At 64.4% G+C, this 25,149-nt stretch carries 27 protein-coding genes and 1 tRNA gene; 16 read left to right on the top strand and 12 right to left on the bottom strand.

All coding sequences use genetic code 11. The features are described from left to right. The gene (locus tag IVB01_RS27765) at positions 1-2,394 is read left to right on the top strand and encodes a glucose/quinate/shikimate family membrane-bound PQQ-dependent dehydrogenase (protein WP_247495016.1); all 2,394 of its coding nucleotides are present in this window, start codon (positions 1-3) and stop codon (positions 2,392-2,394) included. Here IVB01_RS27765 and IVB01_RS27760 read toward each other — a convergent pair whose 3' ends face one another. Beyond that, on the bottom strand, positions 2,395-4,161 hold the full coding sequence (locus tag IVB01_RS27760; protein WP_247495015.1) for an SDR family oxidoreductase: 1,767 nt from the start codon (positions 4,159-4,161) through the stop codon (positions 2,395-2,397). 72 nt (positions 4,162-4,233) lie between these two features. Continuing rightward, entirely contained in the window at positions 4,234-4,443 is a 210-nt protein-coding gene (locus IVB01_RS27755) for a hypothetical protein (RefSeq protein WP_247495014.1), read from the bottom strand. Positions 4,444-5,407: 964 nt separating this feature from the next. On the opposite strand from IVB01_RS27755, the gene IVB01_RS27745 reads away from it, so the two are divergent. After that, entirely contained in the window at positions 5,408-6,658 is a 1,251-nt protein-coding gene (locus IVB01_RS27745; protein WP_247495013.1) for a hypothetical protein, read from the top strand. Here IVB01_RS27745 and IVB01_RS27740 read toward each other — a convergent pair. From IVB01_RS27740 to IVB01_RS27725, 4 genes are all read right to left on the bottom strand, one after another. Beyond that, positions 6,655-7,149 (bottom strand): GNAT family N-acetyltransferase, encoded by a 495-nt coding sequence (locus tag IVB01_RS27740; RefSeq protein ID WP_346659352.1) that lies wholly within the window; start codon positions 7,147-7,149, stop codon positions 6,655-6,657. The genes IVB01_RS27745 and IVB01_RS27740 overlap by 4 nt on opposite strands. Continuing rightward, on the bottom strand, positions 7,149-7,751 hold the full coding sequence (locus IVB01_RS27735; protein WP_247495011.1) for a hypothetical protein: 603 nt from the start codon (positions 7,749-7,751) through the stop codon (positions 7,149-7,151). Before IVB01_RS27735 ends, IVB01_RS27740 begins: the two co-directional genes overlap by 1 nt. Further along, positions 7,733-8,815 carry a hypothetical protein gene (locus IVB01_RS27730; RefSeq protein WP_247495010.1) on the bottom strand — a complete coding sequence of 361 codons (1,083 nt, stop codon included), beginning with the start codon at positions 8,813-8,815 and terminating at the stop codon, positions 7,733-7,735. Before IVB01_RS27730 ends, IVB01_RS27735 begins: the two co-directional genes overlap by 19 nt. Positions 8,816-8,987: 172 nt before the next feature. Then, positions 8,988-9,064 (bottom strand) — tRNA-Pro (locus IVB01_RS27725). Between the two features lie 68 nt (positions 9,065-9,132). Here IVB01_RS27725 and IVB01_RS27720 point away from each other — a divergent pair. From IVB01_RS27720 to IVB01_RS27695, 6 genes are all read left to right on the top strand, one after another. Continuing rightward, positions 9,133-10,122: an L-threonylcarbamoyladenylate synthase gene (locus tag IVB01_RS27720; protein ID WP_247280327.1), complete on the top strand. Its 990-nt coding sequence runs from the start codon at positions 9,133-9,135 to the stop codon at positions 10,120-10,122. Between the two features lie 101 nt (positions 10,123-10,223). Further along, entirely contained in the window at positions 10,224-11,651 is a 1,428-nt protein-coding gene (locus IVB01_RS27715) for an FAD-binding oxidoreductase (protein WP_247280326.1), read from the top strand. Continuing rightward, positions 11,648-12,091 (top strand): GNAT family acetyltransferase, encoded by a 444-nt coding sequence (locus IVB01_RS27710; RefSeq protein WP_247280325.1) that lies wholly within the window; start codon positions 11,648-11,650, stop codon positions 12,089-12,091. Before IVB01_RS27715 ends, IVB01_RS27710 begins: the two co-directional genes overlap by 4 nt. Positions 12,092-12,100: 9 nt before the next feature. Then, on the top strand, positions 12,101-12,682 hold the full coding sequence (locus tag IVB01_RS27705) for an NUDIX domain-containing protein (RefSeq protein ID WP_247280324.1): 582 nt from the start codon (positions 12,101-12,103) through the stop codon (positions 12,680-12,682). A gap of 286 nt (positions 12,683-12,968) precedes the next feature. Next, positions 12,969-13,898 carry a glycine reductase gene (locus IVB01_RS27700; protein WP_247495009.1) on the top strand — a complete coding sequence of 310 codons (930 nt, stop codon included), beginning with the start codon at positions 12,969-12,971 and terminating at the stop codon, positions 13,896-13,898. 39 nt (positions 13,899-13,937) lie between these two features. Continuing rightward, positions 13,938-15,128, top strand: a complete 1,191-nt coding sequence (locus IVB01_RS27695; RefSeq protein WP_247280322.1) for a CoA transferase — start codon at positions 13,938-13,940, stop codon at positions 15,126-15,128. Between the two features lie 125 nt (positions 15,129-15,253). On the opposite strand, the gene IVB01_RS27690 is transcribed toward IVB01_RS27695, so the two are convergent. Continuing rightward, positions 15,254-16,012 carry an SOS response-associated peptidase gene (locus tag IVB01_RS27690; RefSeq protein ID WP_247280321.1) on the bottom strand — a complete coding sequence of 253 codons (759 nt, stop codon included), beginning with the start codon at positions 16,010-16,012 and terminating at the stop codon, positions 15,254-15,256. A 63-nt stretch (positions 16,013-16,075) separates the two neighbouring features. Between IVB01_RS27690 and IVB01_RS27685 the strand changes: the two genes are divergently transcribed. From IVB01_RS27685 to IVB01_RS27670, 4 genes are all read left to right on the top strand, one after another. Then, positions 16,076-16,576, top strand: coding sequence for a hypothetical protein (locus IVB01_RS27685; protein WP_247280320.1), 501 nt, complete (start codon positions 16,076-16,078; stop codon positions 16,574-16,576). Between the two features lie 3 nt (positions 16,577-16,579). Continuing rightward, on the top strand, positions 16,580-17,014 hold the full coding sequence (locus IVB01_RS27680; protein ID WP_247280319.1) for an NUDIX hydrolase: 435 nt from the start codon (positions 16,580-16,582) through the stop codon (positions 17,012-17,014). 46 nt (positions 17,015-17,060) lie between these two features. Next, positions 17,061-17,438 (top strand): TIGR02301 family protein, encoded by a 378-nt coding sequence (locus IVB01_RS27675; protein ID WP_247280318.1) that lies wholly within the window; start codon positions 17,061-17,063, stop codon positions 17,436-17,438. A 179-nt stretch (positions 17,439-17,617) separates the two neighbouring features. Further along, positions 17,618-17,884, top strand: coding sequence for a hypothetical protein (locus IVB01_RS27670; RefSeq protein ID WP_024341552.1), 267 nt, complete (start codon positions 17,618-17,620; stop codon positions 17,882-17,884). 177 nt (positions 17,885-18,061) lie between these two features. Here IVB01_RS27670 and IVB01_RS27665 read toward each other — a convergent pair whose 3' ends face one another. The 5 genes from IVB01_RS27665 to IVB01_RS27645 all read right to left on the bottom strand — a co-directional run bounded on the left by IVB01_RS27665 (position 18,062) and on the right by IVB01_RS27645 (position 22,191). Further along, positions 18,062-18,382 (bottom strand): cupredoxin family copper-binding protein, encoded by a 321-nt coding sequence (locus IVB01_RS27665; RefSeq protein ID WP_247280317.1) that lies wholly within the window; start codon positions 18,380-18,382, stop codon positions 18,062-18,064. Between the two features lie 9 nt (positions 18,383-18,391). Further along, the gene (locus IVB01_RS27660) at positions 18,392-18,925 is read right to left on the bottom strand and encodes a DUF4142 domain-containing protein (protein WP_247280316.1); all 534 of its coding nucleotides are present in this window, start codon (positions 18,923-18,925) and stop codon (positions 18,392-18,394) included. Positions 18,926-19,016: 91 nt separating this feature from the next. Beyond that, positions 19,017-19,709: an RNA polymerase sigma factor gene (locus IVB01_RS27655; RefSeq protein WP_247280315.1), complete on the bottom strand. Its 693-nt coding sequence runs from the start codon at positions 19,707-19,709 to the stop codon at positions 19,017-19,019. 107 nt (positions 19,710-19,816) lie between these two features. Next, positions 19,817-20,686 (bottom strand): sulfurtransferase, encoded by an 870-nt coding sequence (locus tag IVB01_RS27650; RefSeq protein WP_247280314.1) that lies wholly within the window; start codon positions 20,684-20,686, stop codon positions 19,817-19,819. Between the two features lie 170 nt (positions 20,687-20,856). After that, positions 20,857-22,191, bottom strand: a complete 1,335-nt coding sequence (locus IVB01_RS27645) for a dihydroorotase (RefSeq protein ID WP_247280313.1) — start codon at positions 22,189-22,191, stop codon at positions 20,857-20,859. 101 nt (positions 22,192-22,292) lie between these two features. Here IVB01_RS27645 and IVB01_RS27640 point away from each other — a divergent pair, with 101 nt between their 5' ends. From IVB01_RS27640 to IVB01_RS27625, 4 genes are all read left to right on the top strand, one after another. Continuing rightward, positions 22,293-23,174, top strand: a complete 882-nt coding sequence (locus tag IVB01_RS27640) for a folate-binding protein (protein ID WP_247280312.1) — start codon at positions 22,293-22,295, stop codon at positions 23,172-23,174. After that, on the top strand, positions 23,171-23,797 hold the full coding sequence (locus IVB01_RS27635; protein WP_247280311.1) for a DNA-3-methyladenine glycosylase I: 627 nt from the start codon (positions 23,171-23,173) through the stop codon (positions 23,795-23,797). Before IVB01_RS27640 ends, IVB01_RS27635 begins: the two co-directional genes overlap by 4 nt. Continuing rightward, positions 23,794-24,408: an HD family hydrolase gene (locus IVB01_RS27630; RefSeq protein WP_247280310.1), complete on the top strand. Its 615-nt coding sequence runs from the start codon at positions 23,794-23,796 to the stop codon at positions 24,406-24,408. Before IVB01_RS27635 ends, IVB01_RS27630 begins: the two co-directional genes overlap by 4 nt. A gap of 176 nt (positions 24,409-24,584) precedes the next feature. Then, on the top strand, positions 24,585-25,091 hold the full coding sequence (locus IVB01_RS27625) for a protein tyrosine phosphatase (protein WP_247280309.1): 507 nt from the start codon (positions 24,585-24,587) through the stop codon (positions 25,089-25,091). Positions 25,092-25,149: the final 58 nt, after the last annotated feature.

Here is a 25,149-nt window from a genome sequence, read left to right as displayed (position 1 = left end):
ATGACCTATCGTTCGATGAACTGGTTCCGGGGCGCGCCGTGGCTCGCCGTCACCATCGTGGTTATCGCGATCATGGGCCTTGCTCTGGCGGGCGGCGGAGCCTGGCTCGCCGTGCTGGGCGGCTCTGTCTATTATGTGATCGCCGGCGCCATGCTCCTGCTCACGAGCTGGCTGCTCGCAATCCGCCGCGCCGAGGCCCTCTGGGTCTATGCTGCGCTGCTGCTCGGCACGATGGTGTGGGCGATCTTCGAAGTCGGCCTGGATTTCTGGACATTGGCGCCGCGCGGCGATGTGCTGGCGCCGCTGGGCGTGTGGCTGTTGCTGCCGTTCATCGCGGCTCATCTCGGCCCGCGCTGGCGGATCGCGCGACGGGCTCTCGGTGTGGTTCTGATCGGCGCGGCCGTCGTGCTGGCTGTCTCACTGACGAGAGATCGCCATGACCTTGCCGGCACGTTGCCGGAAAACGGGACGCCGGGCGCCGTTGCCGCCTCCGGGCCGGGCGTCCCCTCGGCTGCCGAGAACTGGACCGCCTATGGCGGCAGCGGCTTCGGCACGCGCTATTCGTCGCTGCGCGAGATCACCGCAGATAACGTGAAGAACCTCAAGCTCGCCTGGGAATTCCGCACCGGCGATCACAAGGGTCCTGACGATCCCGCCGAGATCACCAACCAGTCGACACCGCTCAAGGTCGGCGACCTGCTCTACACCTGCTCGCAACATCAGATCGTGTTCGCGCTCGAGAGCGCCAGCGGGAAACTGCGCTGGAAGTTCGATCCGCAGGTCCAGCACAACAAGGCCTTCCAGCACATGACCTGCCGCGGCGTGTCCTATCACGCCACCAAGGCAGGCGCAGTGACGGCTGACGGCACGGCGGCACCGGCCGAATGCGCCGAGCGCATTTTCCTGCCGACCAATGACGGACGGATGTTCGCGCTGGATGCGCAGAGCGGCAAGCCCTGCGAGAGTTTCGGCCAGCATGGCCAGATCGACCTCAAGGGGAGCGACATCCAGACGCCCGGCTTCTATGAGGGCACCTCGCCGCCCGTCGTCACCGACAAGGTGCTGATTGTCGGTGGCGCGGTGATCGACAATTATTCAGACCGTGTGCCGTCAGGCGTGATCCGCGGCTTCGACGTCTATTCCGGCCGGCTGATCTGGGCCTTCGATGCCGGCAATCCCGACCCGAACGAGATGCCCTCGACCTCGCATCATTTCACCGCCGGCTCGCCCAATTCCTGGAGCATCTCGGCCGTCGACGAGAGTCTCGGCCTCGTCTACGTGCCGCTCGGCTCGAGCTCGCCGGATATCTGGGGCGGCGGCCGCTCGGCGGAGAAGGAGCGCTACGATTCGGCGATGGTGGCGCTCGAGATCACGACCGGGAAGCTGCGCTGGTCCTTCCAGAACGTGCACCACGATCTCTGGGACATGGACATGCCTTCGCAGCCGAGCCTGGTCGATTTGCGGTCGGGCAGCGGCGTGACGCCGGCCATCTACATCCCGGCCAAGACCGGCGACATTTTCGTCCTCGACCGGCGCGACGGGCATCAACTGGTGCCGGCGCCGGAGAAGCCGGTGCCGCAAGGCGCTGCATCCGGTGACCGCCTCTCCGCCACCCAGCCGTTCTCCGATCTGAGTTTCCGTCCCCGCGCCATGCTGACGGACGCGCAGATGTGGGGCAGCACGATGTTCGACCAGCTCGTCTGCCGCATCAAGTTCAAGCGCCTGCGCTATGAGGGACCGTTCACTCCCCCATCGGAACAGGGCACGCTGGTCTTTCCCGGAGATTTCGGCATGTTCGAATGGGGCGGCATCGCCGTCGATCCGGAGCGCCAGATCGCCGTTGCCAATCCCCAATCGATTCCCTTCATCTCGCGCCTGGTGCCGCGCGGAAAAGACAATCCGGCGGCGCCGGACGCGGCGCATCCGCCCGGCACCGAACTCGGGGTCCAGCCGATGTACGGCGCCCCCTACGGCGTCGATCTCGGCATTTTCCTCTCGCCGCTGGGCATCCCCTGCCTCGCGCCGCCCTGGGGCAATATCGCCGCGATCGATCTCAGGACGCAAAAGGTGGTCTGGCAGCACCGCATCGGCACGATCCGCGACCAGGCTCCTCTCCCGCTGCCGTTCAAGCTCGGCATCCCCATGCTGGGCGGACCGATCGTGACGGCGGGCGGCGTCATCTTCATCACAGGAACGATGGACGATTACATCAGGGCCTTCGACGTTCGCGACGGCAAGAAGCTCTGGGAGGATCGGCTTCCAGCCGGCGGTCAGTCGACGCCGATGACGTACGAGGCCGGGGGCAAGCAATATGTCGTCACGGTGGACGGCGGCCACGGCTCGTTCGGCACCAAGCTCGGCGACTACGTCCGCGCCTATGCGCTGCCGAATTGATCACGCCCGCCGCCGCCTCATCCGCGCCGGCCTGCGGGGCGTGCGAAGAACCCGCGAGGCGGCGACGGCAACGCAAGCGGCAATCCCGAGCGCGGCGAGGCCCGTGCTGATCACGCCGGCGGGCGGAAGTTGCTTGCGCGCCAGCCAGCCGCCATCGACCGATCTGCCCTGCGGCCCGGCTTCGATCATGGTGCGCTCGGTGCTCTTTGCAGGACGCGCGCGGGACAGCAGGAACTGAAAGGCCGCGCCCAGGACATTCTCGGTAACCCGCGGAGCCATCGCGTAAGCGACCTGACCTGCACGCGCAGGCCAGCCGACGGCGACCTCGTCGCGCGGCGCGCGCACCATGCGAACGAATGTTTCGGCGACGTCATCCGGCTGGTACAGCAGCGGACCGGGATCAAGCGTGCGCCCGGACATGTTGGCGCCGTGGACGAAGCCCGGCGTATCGACGATGGCGGGAAAGACACCGCAGACGTGGATGCCCGGATGCGCGCGGAGCTCCTGGCGCAGGCTTGCGGTGAAGCCGCGCAGACCGAACTTGCTGGCCGTATAGGCCGCGGCGAACGGCGTCGGCGCCCAACCGCCCAGCGAAATGTTGTTGATCAGTATGCCGCGCCTCTGGCGGAGGAAGATCGGCAGCACCGCGTGGGCGCCATGCATGGTGCCGAGCAGATTGACCTCGATCGTCCGGCGATGAAGCGCGATATCCGCATTCTGGTACGCTCCGAACACGCCAGTGCCGGCGTTGTTGATCCAGACGTCGATGCCGCCGAAGGCGTCTTCGGCCTGCTTTGCCAATCGCTGCACCGCCGCGGCATCCGTGACATCGGTCGGCACCGCGAGCGCGCGGCCGCCCAGCGCCTCGCATTCCCTCGCGAGGCCGGTCAGGGTGTCGCCGCGGCGGGCCGCCAAGATCACGCTTGCACCTTTGCGGGCAAACGCCAGCGCCGTGGCACGGCCGATGCCGCTTGAGGCGCCGGTGATGACGACGCGCGTGCCGGTCATCCGGCCCTGCTCTCCCGCGGCCTCCGCGGAAACCAGCCAGCGCAGCGATTGCCGCAAGCGCGCGGTCCCATCCGTCTGGAACCAGTCGCCATGCGCGAAAATCACACGCTCGGGCGCCAGACTCAAAAGCCGCTCGGCCGCAGCCCGGACCGCGCGGCCGCCGAGGCGCAGCAGGAGACGAAGATAGACCGGCGCCTTGCCGTCCGGCCCGGAGATGCCGAGCAGACTTGCCGCAGCCTCGTTCGCAGGGCTGAGATGATCGGGATCGAGGTTCTGCACGAGATCTGTGAGGACCAGCGTTCGGCTGCGCTTGTCGAACAGCTCGATCTCGCAGAACATCGGGGCATTCACCGCGACGGTCTGGAAATCAGCGCTCCATTCCTCAGGCGTGACATCGCCCAGCTCGCGGTCGATGCGGATGCCCGCCGCGCGAACCTGCCTGCGCTGGGAGAGACCACGGGCGGCGAACGTCCTTGCCCGCGGCAGTGCCCGTTGCCAGTCGGCCAGGAACATCCAGTGGCCGATGTTCGGCGCCAGCAGATATTTTATTGCCCCCAACCGCTCCAACTCGTGATGCAGAGCTGGGGAATATCGCACTGGCGAATGCAGCACGAGATCACCGTTCGACAGCCGGAGGACGACCATGCGGATGGGCAGTTCCAGACCGGCGGCACTGATCGGCTGGTCATCAACAATCCAGACATCGTCTGTCACCCGGGACAAGGTGGCGAACGACGAAACGGCGTCGAGGCTTTGCATGGGCGGCTTCCAAAGCGAGACCTTGCTCAAACCGCCGGAGCGAAGCTCGTTCCTAGGGACCATGCGTCGGCGCTAGTCCGGCGAGCGCAGGCCGGGCGAGCGTATCCATTCCTCCAGGGCTGCCGTGGTTTCAGCCAGGTGCGCCTTGCGGATCATACTTTCGCGTTCCCTGCACGGCGCCATTTGCCGCGCCAGCGTCCGTGCCTGCTCCGCCGATTCCAGCAGCCGTTCCTTCAGCGTCAGGGTCTGCTTACGTCGATTGCGTCTTTTTATTTCTGTCATTGTACGCCTCCTGACTGCGCTGAACGCCTTTTTCCTTGGGTGACAGTTGCATCAGGGGGGAGCTCGCGCATTCGCATAAGTGAACCGGCCGTCCAGAATCCGGAAAAAACCTGAGGCCACACGGCGGCTGGTCGCACCGCTCGGCTACACCGCAGGTTTTCTCGTCGATGGCCGTTGTTGCACTCTTCTTCGTCCTGAGCGCCGCGGGCGAAGTCTACGGGACCTGCTGGGCCTCTGGGTCAATGACGTGTTCGGATGGAACGGCGCATGGATCGGTCTGTCACTTGCCACGTTCAGCGTGTGCCAGTCGCTGACTCGGGCTTTGCTGCATGGGCCCGCCGTCAAATTGCTCGGAACGCGCGGCGCATCTCGCGTGGGAGAAGAGCTCCACCCGCCGGAAGCTAGCTAGCCGCTGCGGTAACGCGCAGCCATCCCACCAATTCACAACTGAGAGTACGGAGAACGAACAAATTTTTCAAACCGGACGTCAAACTGAACAGTCCGTTCTGAGATGCACCGCTGTAAGTGCTTGATTTATATGGTGGGCGCACCAGGGCTCGAACCTGGGACCCGCTGATTAAGAGTTATGAAACGTCCGATTTGTGCTCTCAAGCCGTCGATTCCACTCCTTGTTGGTCATAATGGTCTGCCGCGAGCGATTTTCGAATAAGCAATAGGCCGAGTGGCTGGACAAGGGGTCTCGCCAATTTATTCCGGCGCGTTCGCAAATGCCCAGGCGTATGACCGACAAGCTAGCTCGCGCTAAATCACGGCCCGCTCCAGATCAATGGGACGAGGACGAAGTGATGACTCTAGCGGAGGCTATCGCTGTGTTTTTTCCTCACGGTCCATTGACAATATCATCGCTACGTGGGGCGGCCGCAGCTGGGACTCTTGAAATCGCCAAAGTTGCGGGCAAAGATCTGACAACTCCTCGTGCTATCCGCAAATTGGTCAAACCGTCATGTCGGGCCGCAAAGCCAAGCCGCCAAGACTCTGGTTCCGAGAAGACGAAGGCGTCTGGGTCATCCTCGACCGAGGCAAGCAAATCCGCACAGGCTGCCGCCGAGATGACCTTCAGGGCTCTGCGCAGGCGCTCGAAACGTACATCGGCGCCAAGCACTCAACTACCATCGGCGCGACCGACCCTCGTGTTCTCGCGATAGCTGATGTTCTGACGGCCTACGAGGCGACAAAACGACCCAAATCAAACGACGCACGCGCGATCGACCAGCACGAGCTGCTGTTGATCCGGCTGCTCGATCTCAATTGCTTTTTCGGGACCAAGACGGTCGGAGACATCAAGGGCCAGCTCTGCCGAGACTTCGTCGACTGGTCGACCGGCAAACCGAACGACAACAACAAGCGCGCTGGCATCGCGCCGCGCGCGACCACAGTGACGGATCAGACCGCGCGCCGGCGACTTGAAGATCTCAGGGCCGCGATCAACGCCTATCACGCCGAGCACGTGCTCAACTTCGTTCCGAAGGTCATCCTTCCGGAAAAGACCGAAGGCCGCCAGCGCTGGCTCACGCGCAATGAGGCAGCGCGGCTACTGGGTGCCGCACTGGGTTACGTCTGGGACGCCGAGCGAGGCTCCTGGAAGCGCCAGGACGGCCACCTGGTGCGCCGTGAACGATGGATCATCAGCCGACGCAGGCCAGCCGCACGCTTCATCCTGGTCGGCCTCTATTCCGCCAGGCGTGAGGAGACGATCCGGCGCACGCAATGGCTCGCAACCACAACGCATCCGTGGATGAACCTGGACGCGATGATCTATCAGGGCCGCGGGGCCGAGGAGCGCGCGACCAAGAAGCGCCGGCCGCCCGCAAGGATCGCGAACCGGCTGCGGCCACACCTGGTGCGCTGGCGCAAGATCGATGCTCAACGGTCTGCCGAGCTGCGCATCGCTGGCATCATGAAAACCGGCGAAGAGATCCGCTTCGTCGTCAATCGCATGCACGACGGCAAGCCGCTCTCCGGCAAGATCCGCTCGGCGTGGGAAGGCATCCTGGCAGATGCAGGACTCGGCGAAGATGTCGTGCGCCATTCGCTGCGGCACACCGCGGCGACTTGGCTGATGCAACAGGGCACCGATCGTTGGCAAGCCGCAGGGTGGCTTGGCATGACGCTGGAACAGCTCGAGAACGGGTACGGGCACCATCACCCGGATTTTCAAGAGGAGGCCGCGGAAGCGTTCGGGGGAAGGCGCTAATCCGCGCCGCGCGCGTCAGAACACTCCCATCGGAATGCCTTCTCTCGTTCGTCTGATTTTGTTTCGACGAACCCGGCCCGCTTCAATCGATCTGCCATGCCGGCTTGGTTTCCGTTCAGCACTTCAGCGGTGAGCGGTTCTCCCGCAGCCTTCATCTCCTTCAGCATAGCTGAGAAGATGCCGCGGCCTTGGGCTGCGCTGGCGACCCCGATATATCGCAGCGAACAGGCACCGTTGTCCCGGAAAAATCTCTCACCCCGGTCGGGCTTTGCAAGCACGAAGCCCACGACAGCTCCCTGTTCGTCGCAGGCGACGAGCGACTCTCCGCTCGCACAACACTCGATGATGATCTGTTTGATAGCGTCTTGCCGTTGAGAACCTTCCAGCGAGACGGGAATTTGCGGTGCCACCTGTTCAAGGACCGCCAGGATATCGGTGTGATCGTTATCGGTCGCCTTGCGCAGTGAGAAGCCCTGCGCGCCAACGGCCATCACGCACCCTTCCGATTTGCGACATCGGTCAGAAAATATAGCGACCACAGGACCGTCACTGACAAAAACGATAGCGACAACGACAACACTAGCGATCCCGCCGCCTGGACCATCATGCGAATGTGTGGCGCGCTAGCCGTCCAGGTCACTACGGCGTCCTTCATCAGGCCAGCCGTGACTACGCCGGCCAGCACGACCAAGCCCAAGAAACTGAGATAGCCGAGCAGGAAGCACAAGAATTGCCGCATCGTCAGCGGATCGTTGTCGAGCCAGAGCTCAGCGCCGATCGGCCGCCGGTCCAGGTTCGGACCAGGCGCGCCCATCGAAACTGCAGCCAGCGCACCGACCATGAAGGGCACGGCCATAACGAGAAGGTCGCGCGCGAAGCGAAGCAGCCCGGTATCTCCAAAGAGCGCCGGCCGCGGATCCAGTACCATGTACACAACCCATGCCACCACGCCGGCCGCAGCCGGAATGATGATGTCGTATTTGCGCTTCTCGGGATGCCGGATCTTCAAGTAGCGCAACGGCGCAAGCAGCCGAAGGCTGGACTGCTTCCCGCCTTCCTGCACATCGATAAGCTTTACTTGCCGCGTTCCCATAGCTGGTCCTTGTCCAGGAATGTGGCCATTTGCTCTTCGATTTCATCGTCGATCTCAGCATACCAGTCGCGCAAGGGATGCTTCAATGACATGAGTTCCTTTGGGCACATCACAAGATCGGCAGCGCCCGCCAACGCCTTGTGCACATTGCCGGACAGAATACCACCACTAGCGAGATGCCGAAAGGTCAGCTTCGTCTGGTAGCCGATCGATTCAAAATGCGACCGAATGCCAGACAACCAGGCGGCGCGTTCTTTCGGATCTTCAGGACCCTGCTTTGCATTCACGCGCAGCTCGACGTCCGCGATCAGTTCCTGCTGCTTGACGTGATGCTTTCCCCCTATTGATTGCTTTTCGGAGCGTTTGGAGAACGTCATATGCGCAAGCTCTTTGCCGCCCGTCCCTGCGAACGCCAGTGAACGACTAACATCGGCATGCAGCTCAAGCTTCGGGTGATACCGATACACCTTCGCATTCGCCCTTCCCTTCTTGTCGGGCGACTGCACCTCGTAGTTCAATTCATTTGCGTTCGCCCAACGCCGCAACTGCCGCGCGAAGAATGCCTCGATCATTCCGCGGTTGATGTGATGCGCAGACTCGATTGCGCAACGATAGATGCCATCATCGTGCTGCTTGATCGGAAGCCGCGCCATGACATGACAAGAAATCCCACCACGCTCGTTCTTGGCGCCTGTGATATCGCGGCCCTTGAGGCTACTGGTATCAACGACGGAGAAACTGGTCTTGGTCTGTTCAACGAACTCCAGAAGCATCGTCACATATCGATGCGCGCCCTCATCCGCGATCCGCATTTCGCGCATCCAGACGAAGTTCTTCCCTGCACCCCGCTTGATGCGAGCGGCGTCGGTCTCCTCCGCTTCGCGGCCAAGTTCTTCCAGACCGTGAAACTCGATCGCGACGCCACCTTGCTGACGCTCTTGCAGCATCTTAAAGGCTTCCTCGCCTTCAACGAGCGGCGGAGGAAACGCTTGCGGCGCGCGCGACACGGACCTGCTCACGATCCGGTTCAAGATCACAAATCGCTGAAATTCCTCGCCCGCCAAGAGTGCCTCCCCAATCGTGGTTCCCGACTAGATGGCACAACTTCTGAGCTACTCAAGCGATGATCGCCCGCAATACACGTAACTCTAGGATAGCCCGAGCCTTTGAAATTGGCATTTCATTGCGCATTTCGTTGCGCCGAATGCCCCCGGAAACTATAAGCTATTGAAATAATGGTCGGAGTGGCAGGATTCGAACCTGCGACCCCTGCGTCCCGAACGCAGTGCTCTACCGGGCTGAGCCACACTCCGACAAGAAGGCGGCTTATAGCGTTGGGTTTGGCGCACCGCAAGCGGCCGAGTTGAGGAATTTTATCCCTGTGAAAACGCGTCTTGAAACGCTGATTTTGCCGGCCGGAGAGGCTGCCGCCGCGGCCGCGGCCCGGGCGCTCGCGGCCGGCGGGCTGGTCGCGTTTCCGACCGAGACGGTCTATGGGCTCGGGGCGGATGCCGCCAATGCCGCTGCGATCGCCCATCTCTACGCCGCCAAGGGGCGGCCTGCGTTCAATCCGCTGATCGCCCATGTCGCCGACGTTGCCGCCGCAAAGCGGATCGGCCGGCTCGATGCGCGCGCCCTCAAGCTTGCGGAGGCGTTCTGGCCGGGGCCGCTGACCCTGGTGGTGCCGAAGACGGATAACTGCCCGGTGGCAGAGCTCGCCACCGCCGGCCTCGATACGGTCGCGATTCGCATCCCCGCCCATCCGGTGGCGCAGGCGATCCTGCACGCCTTTGGCGGGGCGGTGGTGGCGCCGTCCGCAAACATCTCGGGCCATGTCTCGCCGACGCTGGCCGACCATGTCAAAAGCGACCTTGCAGGGCGGATCGACCTGATCGTCGACGGCGGGCCAGTCGAGGTCGGCGTCGAGTCGACGATTGTCGGCTGCTTCGAGAGCTTGATGCTGCTCCGCCCCGGCGGGCTGTCGCGCGAGCGTATCGAGGCCGTGCTCGGCGCACCCTTGGCGCGGCCACCCGCGGAGACCGAGAGCGGGGACAGCCAGCCGCTGGCGCCAGGCATGCTGGCTTCGCATTACGCGCCGCGCGCCCATGTACGGCTCAATGCGTACGAGGTCGCACCGGGCGAAGCGCTGCTGGCATTCGGCCCGGGGCGCCTGCCCGGCGTTGAAGCCGCCGCCGCTATCATGAACTTGTCGCCCGCCGGCGATCTCGATGAAGCCGCTGCCAATCTGTTCGGCTATCTTCGCAGCCTCGATGCGAAGGGGCCGCGGGCGATCGCGGTGATGACGATTCCCGAAGAGGGACTTGGCGAAGCGATCAACGACCGGCTGCGCCGGGCGGCGGTTGCCCGATAGCGCATGATCCGGACTCTAAGGGACGCGTTAGCGAAAAGTGTGCGGCGGTTTTCCGATCAGATCATGCGCAAGGTATAAGTAGCGGAATGAAGGACGACCACATGAACATCAACACATCCGCCACCCCGCCGCTTGCGCCCGAGTTGATCGAACAATTCCGCAAGATCGTCGGCGAGCGCCACGCGATCACCGATGCCGCCGACATCGAGGCTTACGTCACCGAGGAACGCAATTTGTTTCACGGCCGCTCGCCGCTGGTGCTGCGTCCGGGCTCGACGGCGGAAGTCTCGGAGATCTGCAAGCTCGCCTCCGCGCACAGGATCGCGCTGGTGCCGCAGGGCGGCAATACCGGCCTCGTCGGCGGGCAGACGCCGCACAATGGCGAAGTGGTGGTGTCGCTGCGGCGGCTCGACAAGATCCGCGAGGTCGACACCGCCTCCAACATCATGACCTGCGAGGCCGGCGTCGTGCTGCAAATCGCGCAGCAGAAGGCGGCGGAGGTCGACCGGCTGTTTCCGCTCTCGTTAGGTGCCGAAGGCAGCTGCACCATCGGCGGCAATCTCTCGACCAATGCCGGCGGCACCGCCGCGCTCGCCTATGGCGTCGCGCGCGAGATGGCGCTGGGGCTCGAAGTGGTGCTGGCCGACGGGCGCGTGCTGAACGTGCTGTCGAAGCTGAAGAAGGACAACACCGGCTACAATCTGCACAACCTCTTCATCGGCGCGGAAGGCACGCTCGGCATCGTCACGGCGGCGACTTTAAAATTGTTTCCGAAGCCGCGGGCGGTCGAGACCGCCTTCGTCGGGCTGAAGTCGCCGGCCGCGGCGCTCAAACTGCTGACGATCGCGCAAGGCGAGGCCGCGAATGCGCTGACCAGCTTCGAGCTGCTGTCGCAGATGGCGGTCGACTTCTCCATCCGCCACGGCGTCGACGTGCGCGATCCGCTCGCAGAAAAGCATCCCTGGTACGTGCTGATGGAATTGTCTTCGCCGGGCGAGGATGCCCGCACGCCGCTGGAGACGATCCTGACCCGCGCCATGGAAGAGGAGATCGTCGACAACGCCGTGATCGCGGCCAATCTCACCCAGCGTGCCGGCTTCTGGAAGCTGCGCGATGAGATGTCGGCGGCGCAGAAGCCGGAAGGCGGCTCGATCAAGCACGACATCTCCGTCCCCGTCGCGGCCGTGCCCGCCTTCATCGCCGAGGCCGATGCCGCGGTGGTGAAGCTGATCCCCGGCGCGCGGCCGGTGCCGTTCGGTCACCTCGGCGACGGCAATCTGCACTACAACGTGAGCCAGCCGGTCGGCGCCAACACGGCAGACTTTCTGGCCCGCTGGCACGAGATGAACGCGGTGGTGTTCGAGATCGTGCTGCGCATGGGCGGCTCGATCTCGGCGGAGCACGGCATCGGCGTGCTCAAGCGCGACGAACTGCCCGAGGTGAAGGACAAGACCGCGATCGAGCTGATGCGCTCGATCAAGGCGATGCTCGATCCGCTGGGAATCATGAATCCGGGGAAGGTGCTGTGAGCGCTCTTGCGATCGACGCCATCGAGGACGCCGATGTCGAGCCCGTCGTGGCGCTGTGGCAGCGCTGCGGCCTGACCCGGCCGTGGAACGACCCGCGTGCCGACATCGCACTGGCGCGCCGCCGTGACAATTCCACGGTGCTGGTCGGCCGCGAGGGCGGCGCGATCGTCGCCACAATCATGGTCGGCCATGACGGTCATCGCGGCTGGGTCTATTACGTCGCGGTCGATCCTGATTGCCGCAAGCGCGGTTACGGCCGCATCATCATGGCAGCGGCCGAGGACTGGCTGCGCGCGGCCGGAATTCTCAAGCTCCAGCTCCTGGTCCGGCGCGAGAACGCGCAGGCCAATGCGTTCTACCAGTCACTGGGCTTTACGAAATCCACCTCGGTGATGTTCCAGAAGTGGCTCGACGGCCGCGAGACGACTCCAAGCAACTAAGACCGAGCCATGACCATTTCCGACCGTGTCCGCATCAAGGACGTCCGCGTGCTCTCGGACAACTGGACGCCGCTGAAGAACACCACGTTCGAGTACCGGCGCGCCAATGGCGAGTGGCAGACGCAGCACCGGGAGACCTATGAGCGCGACAACGCCGCGGCCGTGCTGCCGTATAATCGGGCGCGGCGCACCGTGATCCTGGTGCGCCAGTTCCGCCTGCCGGCGTTCATTCGCGGCTACGACGATCTGCTGATCGAAGCCGCCGCCGGCGTGCTGGATGACGCCGCCCCCGAGGTGCGCATTCGCGCCGAGGCCGAGGAGGAAACCGGCTATCGCCTGCACGATGTCCACAAGGTGTTCGAGGCCTTCATGAGCCCGGGCGCCATCACCGAGAAGCTCCATTTCTTCGTCGCCGAATACGAGCCGGAGATGCGGGTCAGCGACGGTGGCGGCCTCGCGCACGAGGGCGAGGACATCGAGGTGCTGGAGCTTGCCATCGACGAAGCGCTGGCGATGATCGCCGACGGCCGCATCATCGACGCCAAGGCGATCATGCTGCTGCAATATGTGGCGTTGCACGTGTTCAGGTGAGCTTGCGGCCGGCTTCTTCCCTTCTCCCCTTGTGCGAGAAGGTGGCGCGAAGCGCCGGATGAGGGGTATGCTTCCCCGAACTCCTGAGGGAGTTGGACTCGCGGAGAGATACCCCTCATCCGTCTCGCCGCGACGCGGCGAGCCACCCTCTCCCACAAGGGGAGAGGGAAGAGCGCGGCTCGCTCTATCGAGCCTGCAATTCTGTCCCGCGTCCTGCTCGCCCCCGTTGAGCGCCCCCAAATCTATCTCTAGTCTGGCCCCTAACCAAGAACCAGGAGATGCGCCCATGTCCGCTCCGCGCGACGACGAATTCGGCTTTGCGCCCGACTACGATTCTCCCGTCCCCTACATGCAGCGCACGCGCGACTATTACGCGGCGATCGGCTACACCACGCCGTATCGCTGGGCGCATTACACGGAGGCACCGTTCCAGCCGCTGAAGAAACCAATGGCGCAGTCGCGCGTGACGATCATCACCACGGCCGCACCGTTCGACCCGAGCAAGGGCGACCAGGGGCCGGGCGCGGCGTATAATGGCGGCGCGAAGTTTTACCAGGTCTATGACGGCGATACGTCGAAGCAGCACGATCTGCGCATCTCGCACATCGGCTACGACCGCAAGCACACCAGCGCGACCGACAGCGGCACCTGGTTTCCGCTGCCGCAGCTGCTGAAGGCCAGCGCCGCTGGCCGCATCGGCGAGGTCGCCCCGCGCTTCTTCGGCGCGCCGACCAACCGCAGCCATCGCGTCACGCTCGAGACCGACGCGCCGGAGATCCTGGCGCGCTGCCTCGCGGACGCGGTTGACGTCGCGCTGCTGGTGCCGAACTGCCCGGTCTGCCACCAGACCACCGCGCTGGTGGCGCGGCACCTGGAGCGGAACGGCATTGCCACCGTGATCATGGGCTGCGCCAAGGACATCGTCGAGCACGCCGCCGTGCCGCGCTTCCTCTTCTCGGATTTCCCGCTCGGCAATTCCGCCGGCAAGCCGCATGACATCGCCTCGCAGGCGCAGACGCTGGAGCTGGCGCTGCGGCTGCTGGAGACCGCCAGCGGCCCGCAGACGACGATGCAATCGCCGCTGCGCTGGAGCGAGGATGCCTCCTGGAAGCTCGACTACAACAACGTGGCGCAGCTTTCGCCGGAAGAGCTGGCGCGCCGCCGCGCCGAATTCGACAAGCAGAAGGAGATCGCGCGCGGCAACCGCGCCGCCTGACATCCTCCAATAAACGAAGACAAAAGGGAGAGCGACGTAATGCGACCGTTCGAGGGCGTGAAGATCCTGGACTTCACGCAAGTGCTGGCCGGCCCCTATGCGAGCTATCAGCTCGCGCTACTTGGCGCCGACGTCATCAAGGTCGAGCGGCGCGAGGGCGAGGACATGCGCCGCACGCCGCTCAGCCGCGAATGGGCCGAGCGCGGGCTGGCGCCGGCGTTCCAGGCCATCAACGGCAACAAACGCAGCCTGACGCTGGACCTGCAAAAGCCCGAGGCGAGCGCGATCGTGAAGAAGCTCGCGAGCCAGGTCGACGTCGTCATGGAAAATTTCCGTCCCGGCGTGATGGACAAGCTCGGCATCGGCTACGAGGCTCTATCCGCCATCAATCCGAAGCTGATCTATTGCGCGGTGTCAGGCTTCGGCCAGACCGGGCCGGACCGCCTACGGCCCGGCTATGACGGCAAGATGCAGGCGCTGTCCGGCATCATGGCGATCACCGGCCATCCCGAGACCGGACCGACGCGCGCGGGCTTTGCGGTATGCGACGTGCTGTCGGGCGCGACCGCGGCGTTCGGCGTGTCGAGCGCACTGTATCAGCGCGACCGCACCGGCAAGGGCCAGCTCATCGACGTCTCCATGCTGGAGGCGACGCTGGCGTTCCTCTCGGGCCAGATCGCGGATTGGTCCGTTGCCAGCCATCGTCAAACGCTCTCGGGCAACCAGGCGGTGAGCCGCAGGACCACGGCCAACCTGTTCAAATGCGGCGATGGTCACATCCTGCTCGCCGTCAACAACGAGAAGCAGTACCGCGCGCTCATGGTTGCGCTCGGCCGCGAGGACACGATGAGCGATCCGCGCTTCGCCGACTGGTTCTCCCGCAACGAGAACGAGGGCGCGCTTCGCGCCATCATCGAGGCCGCGCTGGCGGCACGGCCGGCGCGCGAATGGGAGACTATCCTGGAAGATGCCGGCGCACCCTGCGCCAGCATCTGGAAGGTCGAGGAGGTGATCGACCACCCGCAAATCAAGGCGCGCGGCGCGATCCAGGAGCTGGACACGCCTTATGGCCGCCTGCGCTTTGCCGGCAGCGGATTCAAGCTCGCCCATGGCGGCGGCAAGCTGGACCGCATGGCGCCGGAGCTTGGGGCGGATACGGACGCTGTGCTGGGCGAGCTGGGGTTCGATGCGGCGGAGATCGCGGAGCTGAGGGCGAAGGAGATTGTGTAAGCCGCGACATATGCCGCTGCCGTAGGGAGTGGGCAAAGGCGCAACGCGCCGTGCCCACCACCTGTCGATTTCTTGGCGCACGATGGTGGGCATGCTTCGCTTCGCCCACCCTACGGCATCGGCGATCAGAATAACGACCCCTGCCCGTCATCCACCGACCCAACCGCCGCCTTCCGCACTCCCTTCTTCGGCTTCACGACGTCCGCCTCCATCTCCTCGGCGCTGATCGGCAACAGCAACTGCTCGTCGTCATTGGCGACGCGGTTGACGCGGGTGGAGACCGGGTGCCAGGCGAATTCGCCAATGCGCGGAGCGGTCATCAGCGGCAGGATCGCATCGATCTCGTCGCTGCGGCAATCGAGCCAGCGCTCGAAATCGCGCGGGCTGATGGTGACGGGCACGCGGTCATGCAGCCCCGCGAGATCTTCGCCGGCCGCTGCCGTGACGATGGCGACCGTGTCGAGCTCCTCGCCATTCGGCCCGATCCAGGTCTCGAACAAAGCGGCAAAGCCGAGCGGCGCGCCATCGGCGCGATGGATGAAGAAGGGCTGCTTGCGGCCGCCCTCCACCTTCCACTCGAAATAGCCGTCCGCCGGGATCAGGCCGCGCCGGCGGCGAATCGCGTGTCTGAAGGCGGGCTTCTCCAGCACCGTCTCGCAGCGGGCGTTGATCAGGAGCGTAAACCCGCGAGGATCCTTGACCCAGCCCGGCAAAAACCCCCAACGCATCAGGCGGAAATGGCGCGCGCCGTTCTCGATCCATACGACCGGAATCGGCTGCGTCGGAGCCACGTTGTACCGGGGCGGAAAATTCGGCTGCTCGACATAGCCGAACAATTGCCGCAAAGCCGCGGGGGCCGAAGTTATGACAAAGCGTCCACACATCCCAGGGGGTCTATATAGGGTCCGTTCAGGTCCTTTTAACCCCGAACGTTAACACTGCGGCGAATGAGCTCAACGGCCTCCCAGCCCGCGCGGACGCATGTACAGACGGGCCCCGAGGCCGCCGCCTGGGCCGAGCGGCTGCGCGTCGCCAACATCAACCCGCGGACGGGGCTTGCCACCGACTATCTCAACCATTTCAATGAAGCCGTGATGCTGCTGGAAATGGTCCCTGACATGCCGGAATGCGCGGAAGATTTTCTGACCTGGACGCCGCTGTCCTATGCCGAGCATTTCACGGCGTCGAATTTTAAGGCGCGCGACCTCGCCATCGAGGCTTATGAGAAGGCGGATCCCAAGGTGCGGGCCCAGTTCGACCACATCACGGACACCATGACCTCGATCCTGACCGCGGTCGGCTCGGCCATGCGCGAGGTCGACAAGGACACGACGCGCGTTCGGCTCGCCGAGCAGGCCACGGCATGGGTCAAGCCGCTGATCGCGGCCTGCGGCGGCATCATCAATGGCGGCGCGGAAGCCGACATCGACAACATCATGGCGAACTGAACCGTGGCTTCCGCGGTCCAGCTGTCCCATCCCCAGATCGCGGTCAGTGCCGCGATTTTTCGCGACGGCAAGGTGCTTCTGACCCGCCGCGCCCGTTCGCCCGCAAAGGGGTTCTATTCGCTGCCCGGGGGTCGGGTCGAGTTCGGCGAATCGCTGCACCAGGCCCTGCTGCGCGAAGTCGACGAGGAGACCGGGCTTGCCATCGACATCATTGGCCTCGCCGGCTGGCGCGAGGTGCTGCCGGCGGCAGCCGGAGCCGGTCATTACCTGATCATGTCCTTTGCCGCCCGCTGGGTGGCCAAGGAACCGGCTCTGAACGACGAGCTCGACGACTACCGCTGGATCGCCCCGGATGCCATCGCCGGCCTCGGCGAGCTCAAGCTGACCGGGGGACTGGAGGAGGTCATCCAGTCCGCCGCACGCCTGATCGGAGACTGACGCCCCGCCTTGCGTGCAACGCCCCGAGGAGGCATACACCCCGCCAATGTCCATGCGACTTCTGGCCATTTTCGCCCTGATTCTCGCTTGCGCCTCTGCGCCCGGCCGGGCTCAGGACGTGGCGGCGCCGTTTGACGGCGATTTGCAGCGGCTGGCGGAGATCCTCGGCGGGCTGCATTATCTGCGCGGCATCTGCGGGTCCAACGAGGGCAACAAATGGCGCAGCGAGATGCAGGCGCTGATCGATGCCGAAACCCCCTCCGGCGAGCGCCGCACCCGCATGATCGCCGCCTTCAACCGCGGCTATAACGGCTTTCAGCAGACCTACCGGAGCTGCACGCCCGCGGCGACGGTGGCGATCCGCCGCTATATCGAGGAAGGCTCGAAGATCTCGCGCGATCTCACGGCGCGTTACGCGAACTGAGCTCTCCGTCCGGTTCGCACTGCGCGCGGCCGGAAATGACCCGGATGGAACTCTGTCATCGACTTTGTTCACAGGCGTTAACCGTTCTTAAAGATGTGGCCTAGCGGTCGTTAACGCCCGTGCTACACCTCTCGCACAGCGCATCGCCGTGGATCGCGCCCCAGCCCTGACCGAGTTTCATGAGCCAGCCGATTTCCTACGCCCCCGCCCGCGCGCCGCTGCCCGATCACGAGCAGAAGCAGGCTGCGCTGAGCTATCTCAACGAGGCCTGGGCCGAGGCGCGCCATGACGGCGTCGACGGCGATTGCCTGGCGCAGGCGAGCCTGTTCGCGGCGTTTGCCGAGCTCGTCGGCACCTATGGCGAGGACGCGGTGGCGAAGTTCGTCGAGGGCTTTCCTGGCCGCATTCGCAACGGCGAGTTCTCGGTCGGAATCTCCAGACAATAACTCCTGTTCCAAAAATGGCCCCGCCACGGACGGGGCCAGTTGACGGATGAATGACTTTGCGACGTGCTCGCGAAGTCTGCTGCGGATTTATCGCACAGAAGCGATTGAGCGCGGACGAGCTTAGTCTGACGATGACCGTGAGACATTCCCGATGCGATCGGGAATGCGCTCCTGGCGTCAGGGCTCGACTTTCAGAGTCGCCTTCATATTGGGATGATAGCGACAATAGTAATCGACCGTTCCCGCTTTCTTCACCACGAACGTCGCGGACTTCTTCGGCGGCAGAGCGACGTCGAAATCGCCGTTGGTCGCGGTGGCTGTGTGTGCGAAGATGTCCTTGTTGATCCACTCAACGATGTCACCGACTTTGGCCGACATTTCGGCCGGTGAGATCACGAGATTATCCATCGTGATTTGAATGGTCGCCGCACGCGCCGGGACGACCATGGACAGGAACATGACCGCAAGCGCGATCGAAGCGAGGCGTCCCGGCTTCATCGCACTCTCCTATTTTAGCTCGGCCGCGACGTGCTCGGCGTGCTGTTGATGACCCTGGAAGATCTTCAGGCCGGTCTGCAACAGGCTCTTCAGCTCGTTATTGCTCGCGGACGGAATGAGCTGGGTCTCCAGCGCGCCGTTGACCGCCTTGTGGTAGGCGACCTCGTTCTGGACATAGGCCTTGTCGAAGGCGGCGCCGCTCAGCTTGTCGAGCTCAGCCAGCTTGTCGCTCGCCTGCTTGGACAGCGCGCGGCTGGTGTCGTTGTCTTCAGGCGTGACGTTCAGCTTCTTGACCAGCGCGAGCGCCTGCTTGTTGACGGCCTCATGGTCGCGCACCATGTCCTCAGCAAACGCCTTGACGTCCTTGTTCTTGGCCTTCTTCATCGCGTGCTTCGCTGCGTTGATGTCGATCACGCCCGCGGTGTAGGCAATATGGGCGATCTGCGGATCGGTAGGCTTGTCGGCTGCACTCGCGCCTTGCAGCAGCGCAGGACTGGACAGCAGAACGGCTGCGGCGATCGCCGCGCTCGGTCGGAAGAACATGGCTTGATACTCCTGTGGTGCCGGACGTTTGGGCCGGCGCGTTGCTTCACAGGAATTGGATGGATATTTCGCGCAAACGTTCCCGAAAACTTTAGCCGCTGAAGCCGAGCCGCTTCAGCACTGATACGGTCAAGCGCTCACATCGCCATCCCGCGAACGGGAACGCATTCATCACCACTGGCCCGATCTCCTTCTCGACATTCTCGCGCAGCATGGTGCGGGCGCGGTGCAGTCGCGTCTTCACGGTTTCGGGCTTTACGCCGAGCAAATCGGCGGTCTCCTCGATGGTCATCCCCTCCATGACCCGGGCAACGAAGACCATGCGGAAGACATCCGGCAACTCGTCAATTGCGCGTTCGACCACGCGCTGGATTTCACGTTGGGCCATGGTCCTTTCCGGATCGCCTGCGGGAGAAACGGGAAACTTGATGATCTGCGCATCCAGCGCGGCATCATCTGGTATTGCGCCGAGCTCGACATCGGGCTTTCGGCTGCGCACCCGGCCGAGCGCCTCGTTGATGGCGATGCGCGACAGCCAGGTCGACAACCCGGCCTCGCCCCGAAAACCGTCGAGGTGGGTGAAGGCACGGACATACGTCTCCTGCACCACATCCTCGGCCTCGCTGTCGCTGCGCAGGATGCCGCGCGCGAGGCGGTAGAGCCTGCGGTTGTTGGCCTGCATGATCTCGCGCAAGGCGGCCTCGTCGCGACCCCTCGCCCGGTCGATCAGCTCTGCTTCCGCGGTTCTGACGCCGGCGGATAGGCCGGCTGCGGTCGGTTGCATTGCGGTTACCCATCTCCGTTCGATCTGGCTATTGGATGCAGCCTCTGAGGAAAGGTTCCCGAGTTTCTTAGGCGCCACTGGAGGCGAGAAGATAAGAAGCGCCTTCCTTAGTCCGTCTCGATCGGCAGGGCGGGATCCCTCGCCCATTCGCCCATCGAGGCGTCATAGAGCGTGAGCTTGTCGTAGCCGAGCTGGGTCAGCAGGAACAGGTCGATCGTCGCCGAGATGCCGCCGCCGCAATACAGGATCACATTCTTATCGCGCGTAACGCCTTGGGCGGTGAATTTGGCCTCGGCATCGGCCAGTGTCGTCAGCGTTTTGTCGGCATTGGTGAGCGTCGCGGCGGGAACGTTGACGCTGCCGGGAACGCGGCCTGGCCGGCCGTAGCGGCTCGGCTCGAGACCGCGGTGAAACTGCGGACCGAGCGCGTTGACGATCACCGTCGCGGGATCGCCGATCCGCGCCTTCACGATGTTCTTGTCGACGAAGTAGCCTGGGCGAGGTGCAGCCTGGAACGTCGTGGCCGGATAGCCCTTCGGTGCGCCCGATACGACCGGCCGCCCCTCGTCCTTCCATTTGTCGAAACCGCCGTCGAGCACAAGCGCATCGACGCCGAGCGAGCGCAGCATCCACCAGAACCGCGTCGACCACATCATCGTGCCGATACTGTAGAGCACGATGGTTTTGTTCGCGTCGAGTCCATGGCGGCCGAAGGCGGCCTCCAGCTGGGCCAGATCCGGCATCATGAAAAACTGTTGCGCGGAGGCGTCGGAGAACTCGCCTTGCAGATCGAGGAAATCGGCGCCCGGAATGTGGCCGGCCGCAAACGTCTTGTCGCCCGGCACCGCGCGATAAGGCAGGTCGCTGCCCGGTGGCACCGGCTCGTTGTAGGTCGTGCAGTCGTAGAGGCGAAGCTTGGGATTGTCGAGGATGGCTGCGAGTTGCTCGGTGGTGATGAGGGGTGTCCGCGGGGACATTACTCTCTCCCAATTGAACTTGCGCTTCCGGGCACTCTGTCATTGGCCGCGAAGGCGGGCAATCCAGTATTCCCGAGGCGGCAATCGTATCAGCCAAGTATCGCCGCGGAGTACTGGATGCCACGCCTTCGCGTGGCATGACAGCGGAAGGAGAGGCTTGACCGAGCTCTCTACGCCCTCAAGGTCTCCAGAAACCGCACCGGCTCGCCTTGCGAGGCCGTCACCAGCTCGCCTTGCCACATCACGCGGCGGCCGCGGATGAAGGTGCCGACGGGCCAGCCGGTGACGCGCAACCCGTCGTAGGGGGTCCAGCCGGCTTTGGACGCCACCCACTCGTTGGTGATTGTCTCGCTGCGCTTCAAGTCGACGATGGTGAAATCGGCATCGTAGCCGGCGGCGATGCGGCCCTTGCAGGCCATGTTGTAGAGCCGCGCGGGACCGGCGCTGGTGAGATCGACGAACCTCGCCAGCGACAGCCGGCCGGCATTGACGTGATCGAGCATAATAGGCACCAGCGTCTGCACGCCGGTCATGCCGGAGGGCGATGCCGGATAAGCCTTCTGCTTCTCTTCCAGCGTATGCGGGGCGTGGTCGGAGCCGAGCACATCGATGATGCCCTGCTCGATGCCGCGCCAGATGCCCGCGCGGTGATCTGCCCCGCGCACCGGAGGATTCATCTGCGCCAGCGTGCCGAGCCGCTCGTAGCATTCCGGCGCGACCAGCGTGAGATGATGCGGCGTCGCCTCGCAGGAGGCGACGTCCTTGTGATCGCGCAGGAACTCGATCTCTTCCTTGGTCGAGATGTGCAGCACGTGGATGCGCTTGCCGGTCTCGTGCGCGAGCTTGACGAGGCGCTGCGTCGCCATCAGCGCCGCGGTCTCGTCGCGCCAGATCGGATGCGAGCGCGCGTCGCCCTCGATGCGCAACGACTTGCGGTCGTTGAGGCGATACTCGTCCTCGGCGTGGAACGCGGCGCGGCGACGGATGACCTGAAAGATGCCGCGGAGGCTCTCGTCGTCCTCCACCAGCAGCGCGCCGGTTGAGGAGCCGATGAACACCTTGACGCCCGCGCAGCCGGGCGCGCGCTCAAGCACCGGCAGGTCCTGTACGTTCTCGCGGGTGCCGCCGATGAAGAAGGCGAAATCGCAATGCATGCGGTGATGGGCCCGCTTCACCTTGTCGGTGAATTCGGCTTCCGTTACCGTCAACGGAGAGGTGTTCGGCATCTCGAACACGGCGGTGACGCCGCCCATCACGGCGCTGCGCGAACCCGTCTCAAGGTCTTCCTTGTGGGTCAGCCCGGGCTCGCGGAAATGCACCTGCGTGTCCATCACGCCGGGCAGGATGTGCAGGCCCTGGCAGTCGATCACCTCCGCGGCGCTGCCTTGCGACAACGCGCCGATCTCGGCGATGCGGCCGCCCGTGATGCCGATGTCGCGCAAGCCCTCGCCGTCCTGGTTGACGACGGTGCCGCCTTTGAGGATCACGTCGAAACGCTGGGTCATGGCTAAGGGCCTCTCTCATCCCCAAGCGCAGGGCTCGAGGTCTTGTCGTTTGTGGCTTGCGGGCTTACGTTCCGCAGCAACATGTCGCAAGAGATTTTCGTATGAAATCAGCGTTTCTTCCCGACCGGGGCGTGGTCAAGGTCGCGGGCGAGGATGCGCGCAACTTCCTCAACGGCCTCGTCACCACCGATGTCGACAGGCTCAAGCCGGGCCTGGGGCGATTCGGTGCGCTGCTGACGCCGCAGGGCAAGATCATCGTCGATTTCCTGATCACGGAGGTGCCCGCCGGCCATGGCGGCGGGTTCCTGATCGATTGCCCTAAAGCGCTGGCCGAAGGCCTCGCCACCAAGCTGAAATTCTACAAGCTGCGCGCCAAGGTCACGGTGGAAAACCTCTCCGATGCGCTGGGCGTGCTCGCGGCGTGGGACGGCCAGCCTGCCGCTCAGCCCGACCTCGGCTTCGCCGATCCGCGCCATAGCGAGCTCGGCTATCGCATCCTGATCCCCGAGGATCTCAAGCAGAAGCTGTCCGATCTCATCGGCGCCGAGCTCGTCGATGCCAGCGAATACGACGCCTACCGTATCGCGCTCGGCGTGCCGCGCGGCGGGCTGGACTTCATGTACAGCGACGCGTTCCCACACGAGACCAACATGGACCGGCTTGCCGGCATTGATTTCGACAAGGGCTGCTACGTCGGCCAGGAGGTCGTCTCGCGCATGCAGCATCGCGGCACCGCGCGAACCCGCAGCGTAAAAGTGTTGCTCGAGGGCCCCTCGCCCGAGATTGGCGCCACCATTCTCGCCGGCGACAAGCCGGTCGGCACTATCGGCTCGACCGCCGGCGGCAAAGGCATCGCGCTGGTGCGCGTCGACCGAGTCGCCGATGCGCTCGATGCGGGCCAGCCCCTCACCGCGGGCGGCCTCGCGCTGACACTCGCCGAACCCGACATCGTGCGCATTCCAACGAAACAACCCATCGCATGAGCCGCGCCCCTCGCCTGCATCCCGACGGCCTGACACGCTGCCCCTGGCCCGGCGAAGATCCACTCTATGTCGCCTATCACGACACCGAATGGGGCGTGCCGGAATATGACGACCGCGCACTCTACGAAAAGCTGATGCTCGACGGCTTCCAGGCCGGCCTCTCCTGGATCACGATCCTGCGCAAGCGCGACAATTTCCGCAAAGCCTTCGATGATTTCCAGCCGGAGAAGATCGCGCGCTACACGCCCAAGAAGGTGCACGCGCTGATGAACGACGCCGGAATCGTCCGCAACAAGGCCAAGATCGACGGAGCGATCCTGAGCGCAAAGTCCTATCTCGAGATCATGGAGAAGGGGCCGGGCTTCTCGAAGCTCCTCTGGGACTTCATGGACGGAGAGCCCAAGGTCAACCATTTCAAGACCACCGCGAGCGTACCGGCCTCAACGCCGCTGTCGGTGCAGATCTCCAAGGAGCTGTCCGCGCGCGGCTTCAAGTTCGTCGGCCCGACCATCGTCTATGCCTTCATGCAGGCGACCGGCATGGTCAACGACCATCTGGTCGACTGCCATTGTCATGCAAGCTGCGGCAAGACGCAGCGCAAGCCGCGCCTCAAGGTCAAATGACGGCGAAGAAGACCGCGCGCGATGCGCAGTCCCGCGCCTGGCAGCGCATGCTGTCGGGACGGCGGCTCGACCTGCTCGATCCCTCCCCGCTCGATGTCGAGATCGCCGACATCGCGCATGGACTGGCGCGGGTGGCGCGCTGGAACGGGCAGACCGTTGGCGCCCATATCTTCTCGGTCGCGCAGCACACGCTACTGGTGGAGACGGTGATGCGGCACGAGATGCCGCGCGTGGATCAACGCATACGGCTGGCCGCGTTGCTGCATGACGCGCCCGAATATGTGATCGGCGACATGATCTCGCCGTTCAAGGCTGTGCTCGACGGCCATTACAAGGCGGTCGAAAAGCGCCTGCTCGGCGCCATCCACATCCGCTTCGGCTTGCCGCCGGTGCTGCCAGAGGAAATCACGCAAGCCATCAAAGCCGCCGATCGCGGCGCGGCCTATCTGGAGGCAACCGAGCTCGCCGGCTTCAGCGAAAACGAGGCAAGGCGCCTGTTCGGCCGCGATCCGGGCCTGCCCGACGGCGTCCAGCGCGACTATCTCACGCCCTGGACTGCGGCACGGGCCGAGAAGCAGTTTTTGGAGCGGTTCAACGCGGTGTTTGCGTAACACCATCCCTTCGTAGGGTAGGCAAAGCGACTTGTCCGCCGTAGCCCGCAGAGCGAAGGCGGGAGCGTGCCCACCAGCAAGGCGAGATGTACGCAGCGCGAAACGGTGGGCACGGCGCGATGTGCCTTTGCCCACCCTACGGCCGCTCGCTATAATCGGCGCCAAAAAGGTCCGCCATGATCCACGTCTGTTCCCTCGCCGCGCTTCCCGAAACCGTCCGCCTCACCGGCGCCAGCCACGTGCTGACGGTGATGGCCAATGTCGAGCAGGTGGCGCGGCCCGTGTCCGTGCTGCCGGCCAATCATCTCAAGGTGTCGATGGACGACATCATCGAGGAGATGGACGGCTTCGTCGCACCGTCAGAGACGCATATCGAGCAGGTGTTGACCTTCGTGCGCGGCTGGGACCGTAGCGCGCCGCTGGTGGTGCATTGCTACGCCGGCATCAGCCGCTCCACGGCGAGCGCGTTTGCAGCGGTATGCGCACTCAATCCGAACCGCGATGAGATCGAGATCGCCAGGAAGATCCGCGCAGCCTCGCCCATCGCCTCGCCGAACCGGCGCATCGTCGGCCTCGCCGACCGTGCATTGGGACGCGACGGCCGCATGCTGCGCGCGCTCGACGAGATGGGCCCGGGCGCGATGATGGTCGAGGGCCGTCCCTTCGTGATCGAGCTCGAATGAGGCGAGAGTCGAATAGCAGCGGCTATGGGACTGCGCCCCCTCTCCCGCTTGCGGGGGA

The organism is Bradyrhizobium sp. 164 (assembly GCF_023073715.1).
Lineage (GTDB): Bacteria > Pseudomonadota > Alphaproteobacteria > Rhizobiales > Xanthobacteraceae > Bradyrhizobium.
Note: the sequence above shows the minus strand (reverse complement) of the source record. Positions and strands in the feature narration are given on the sequence as shown.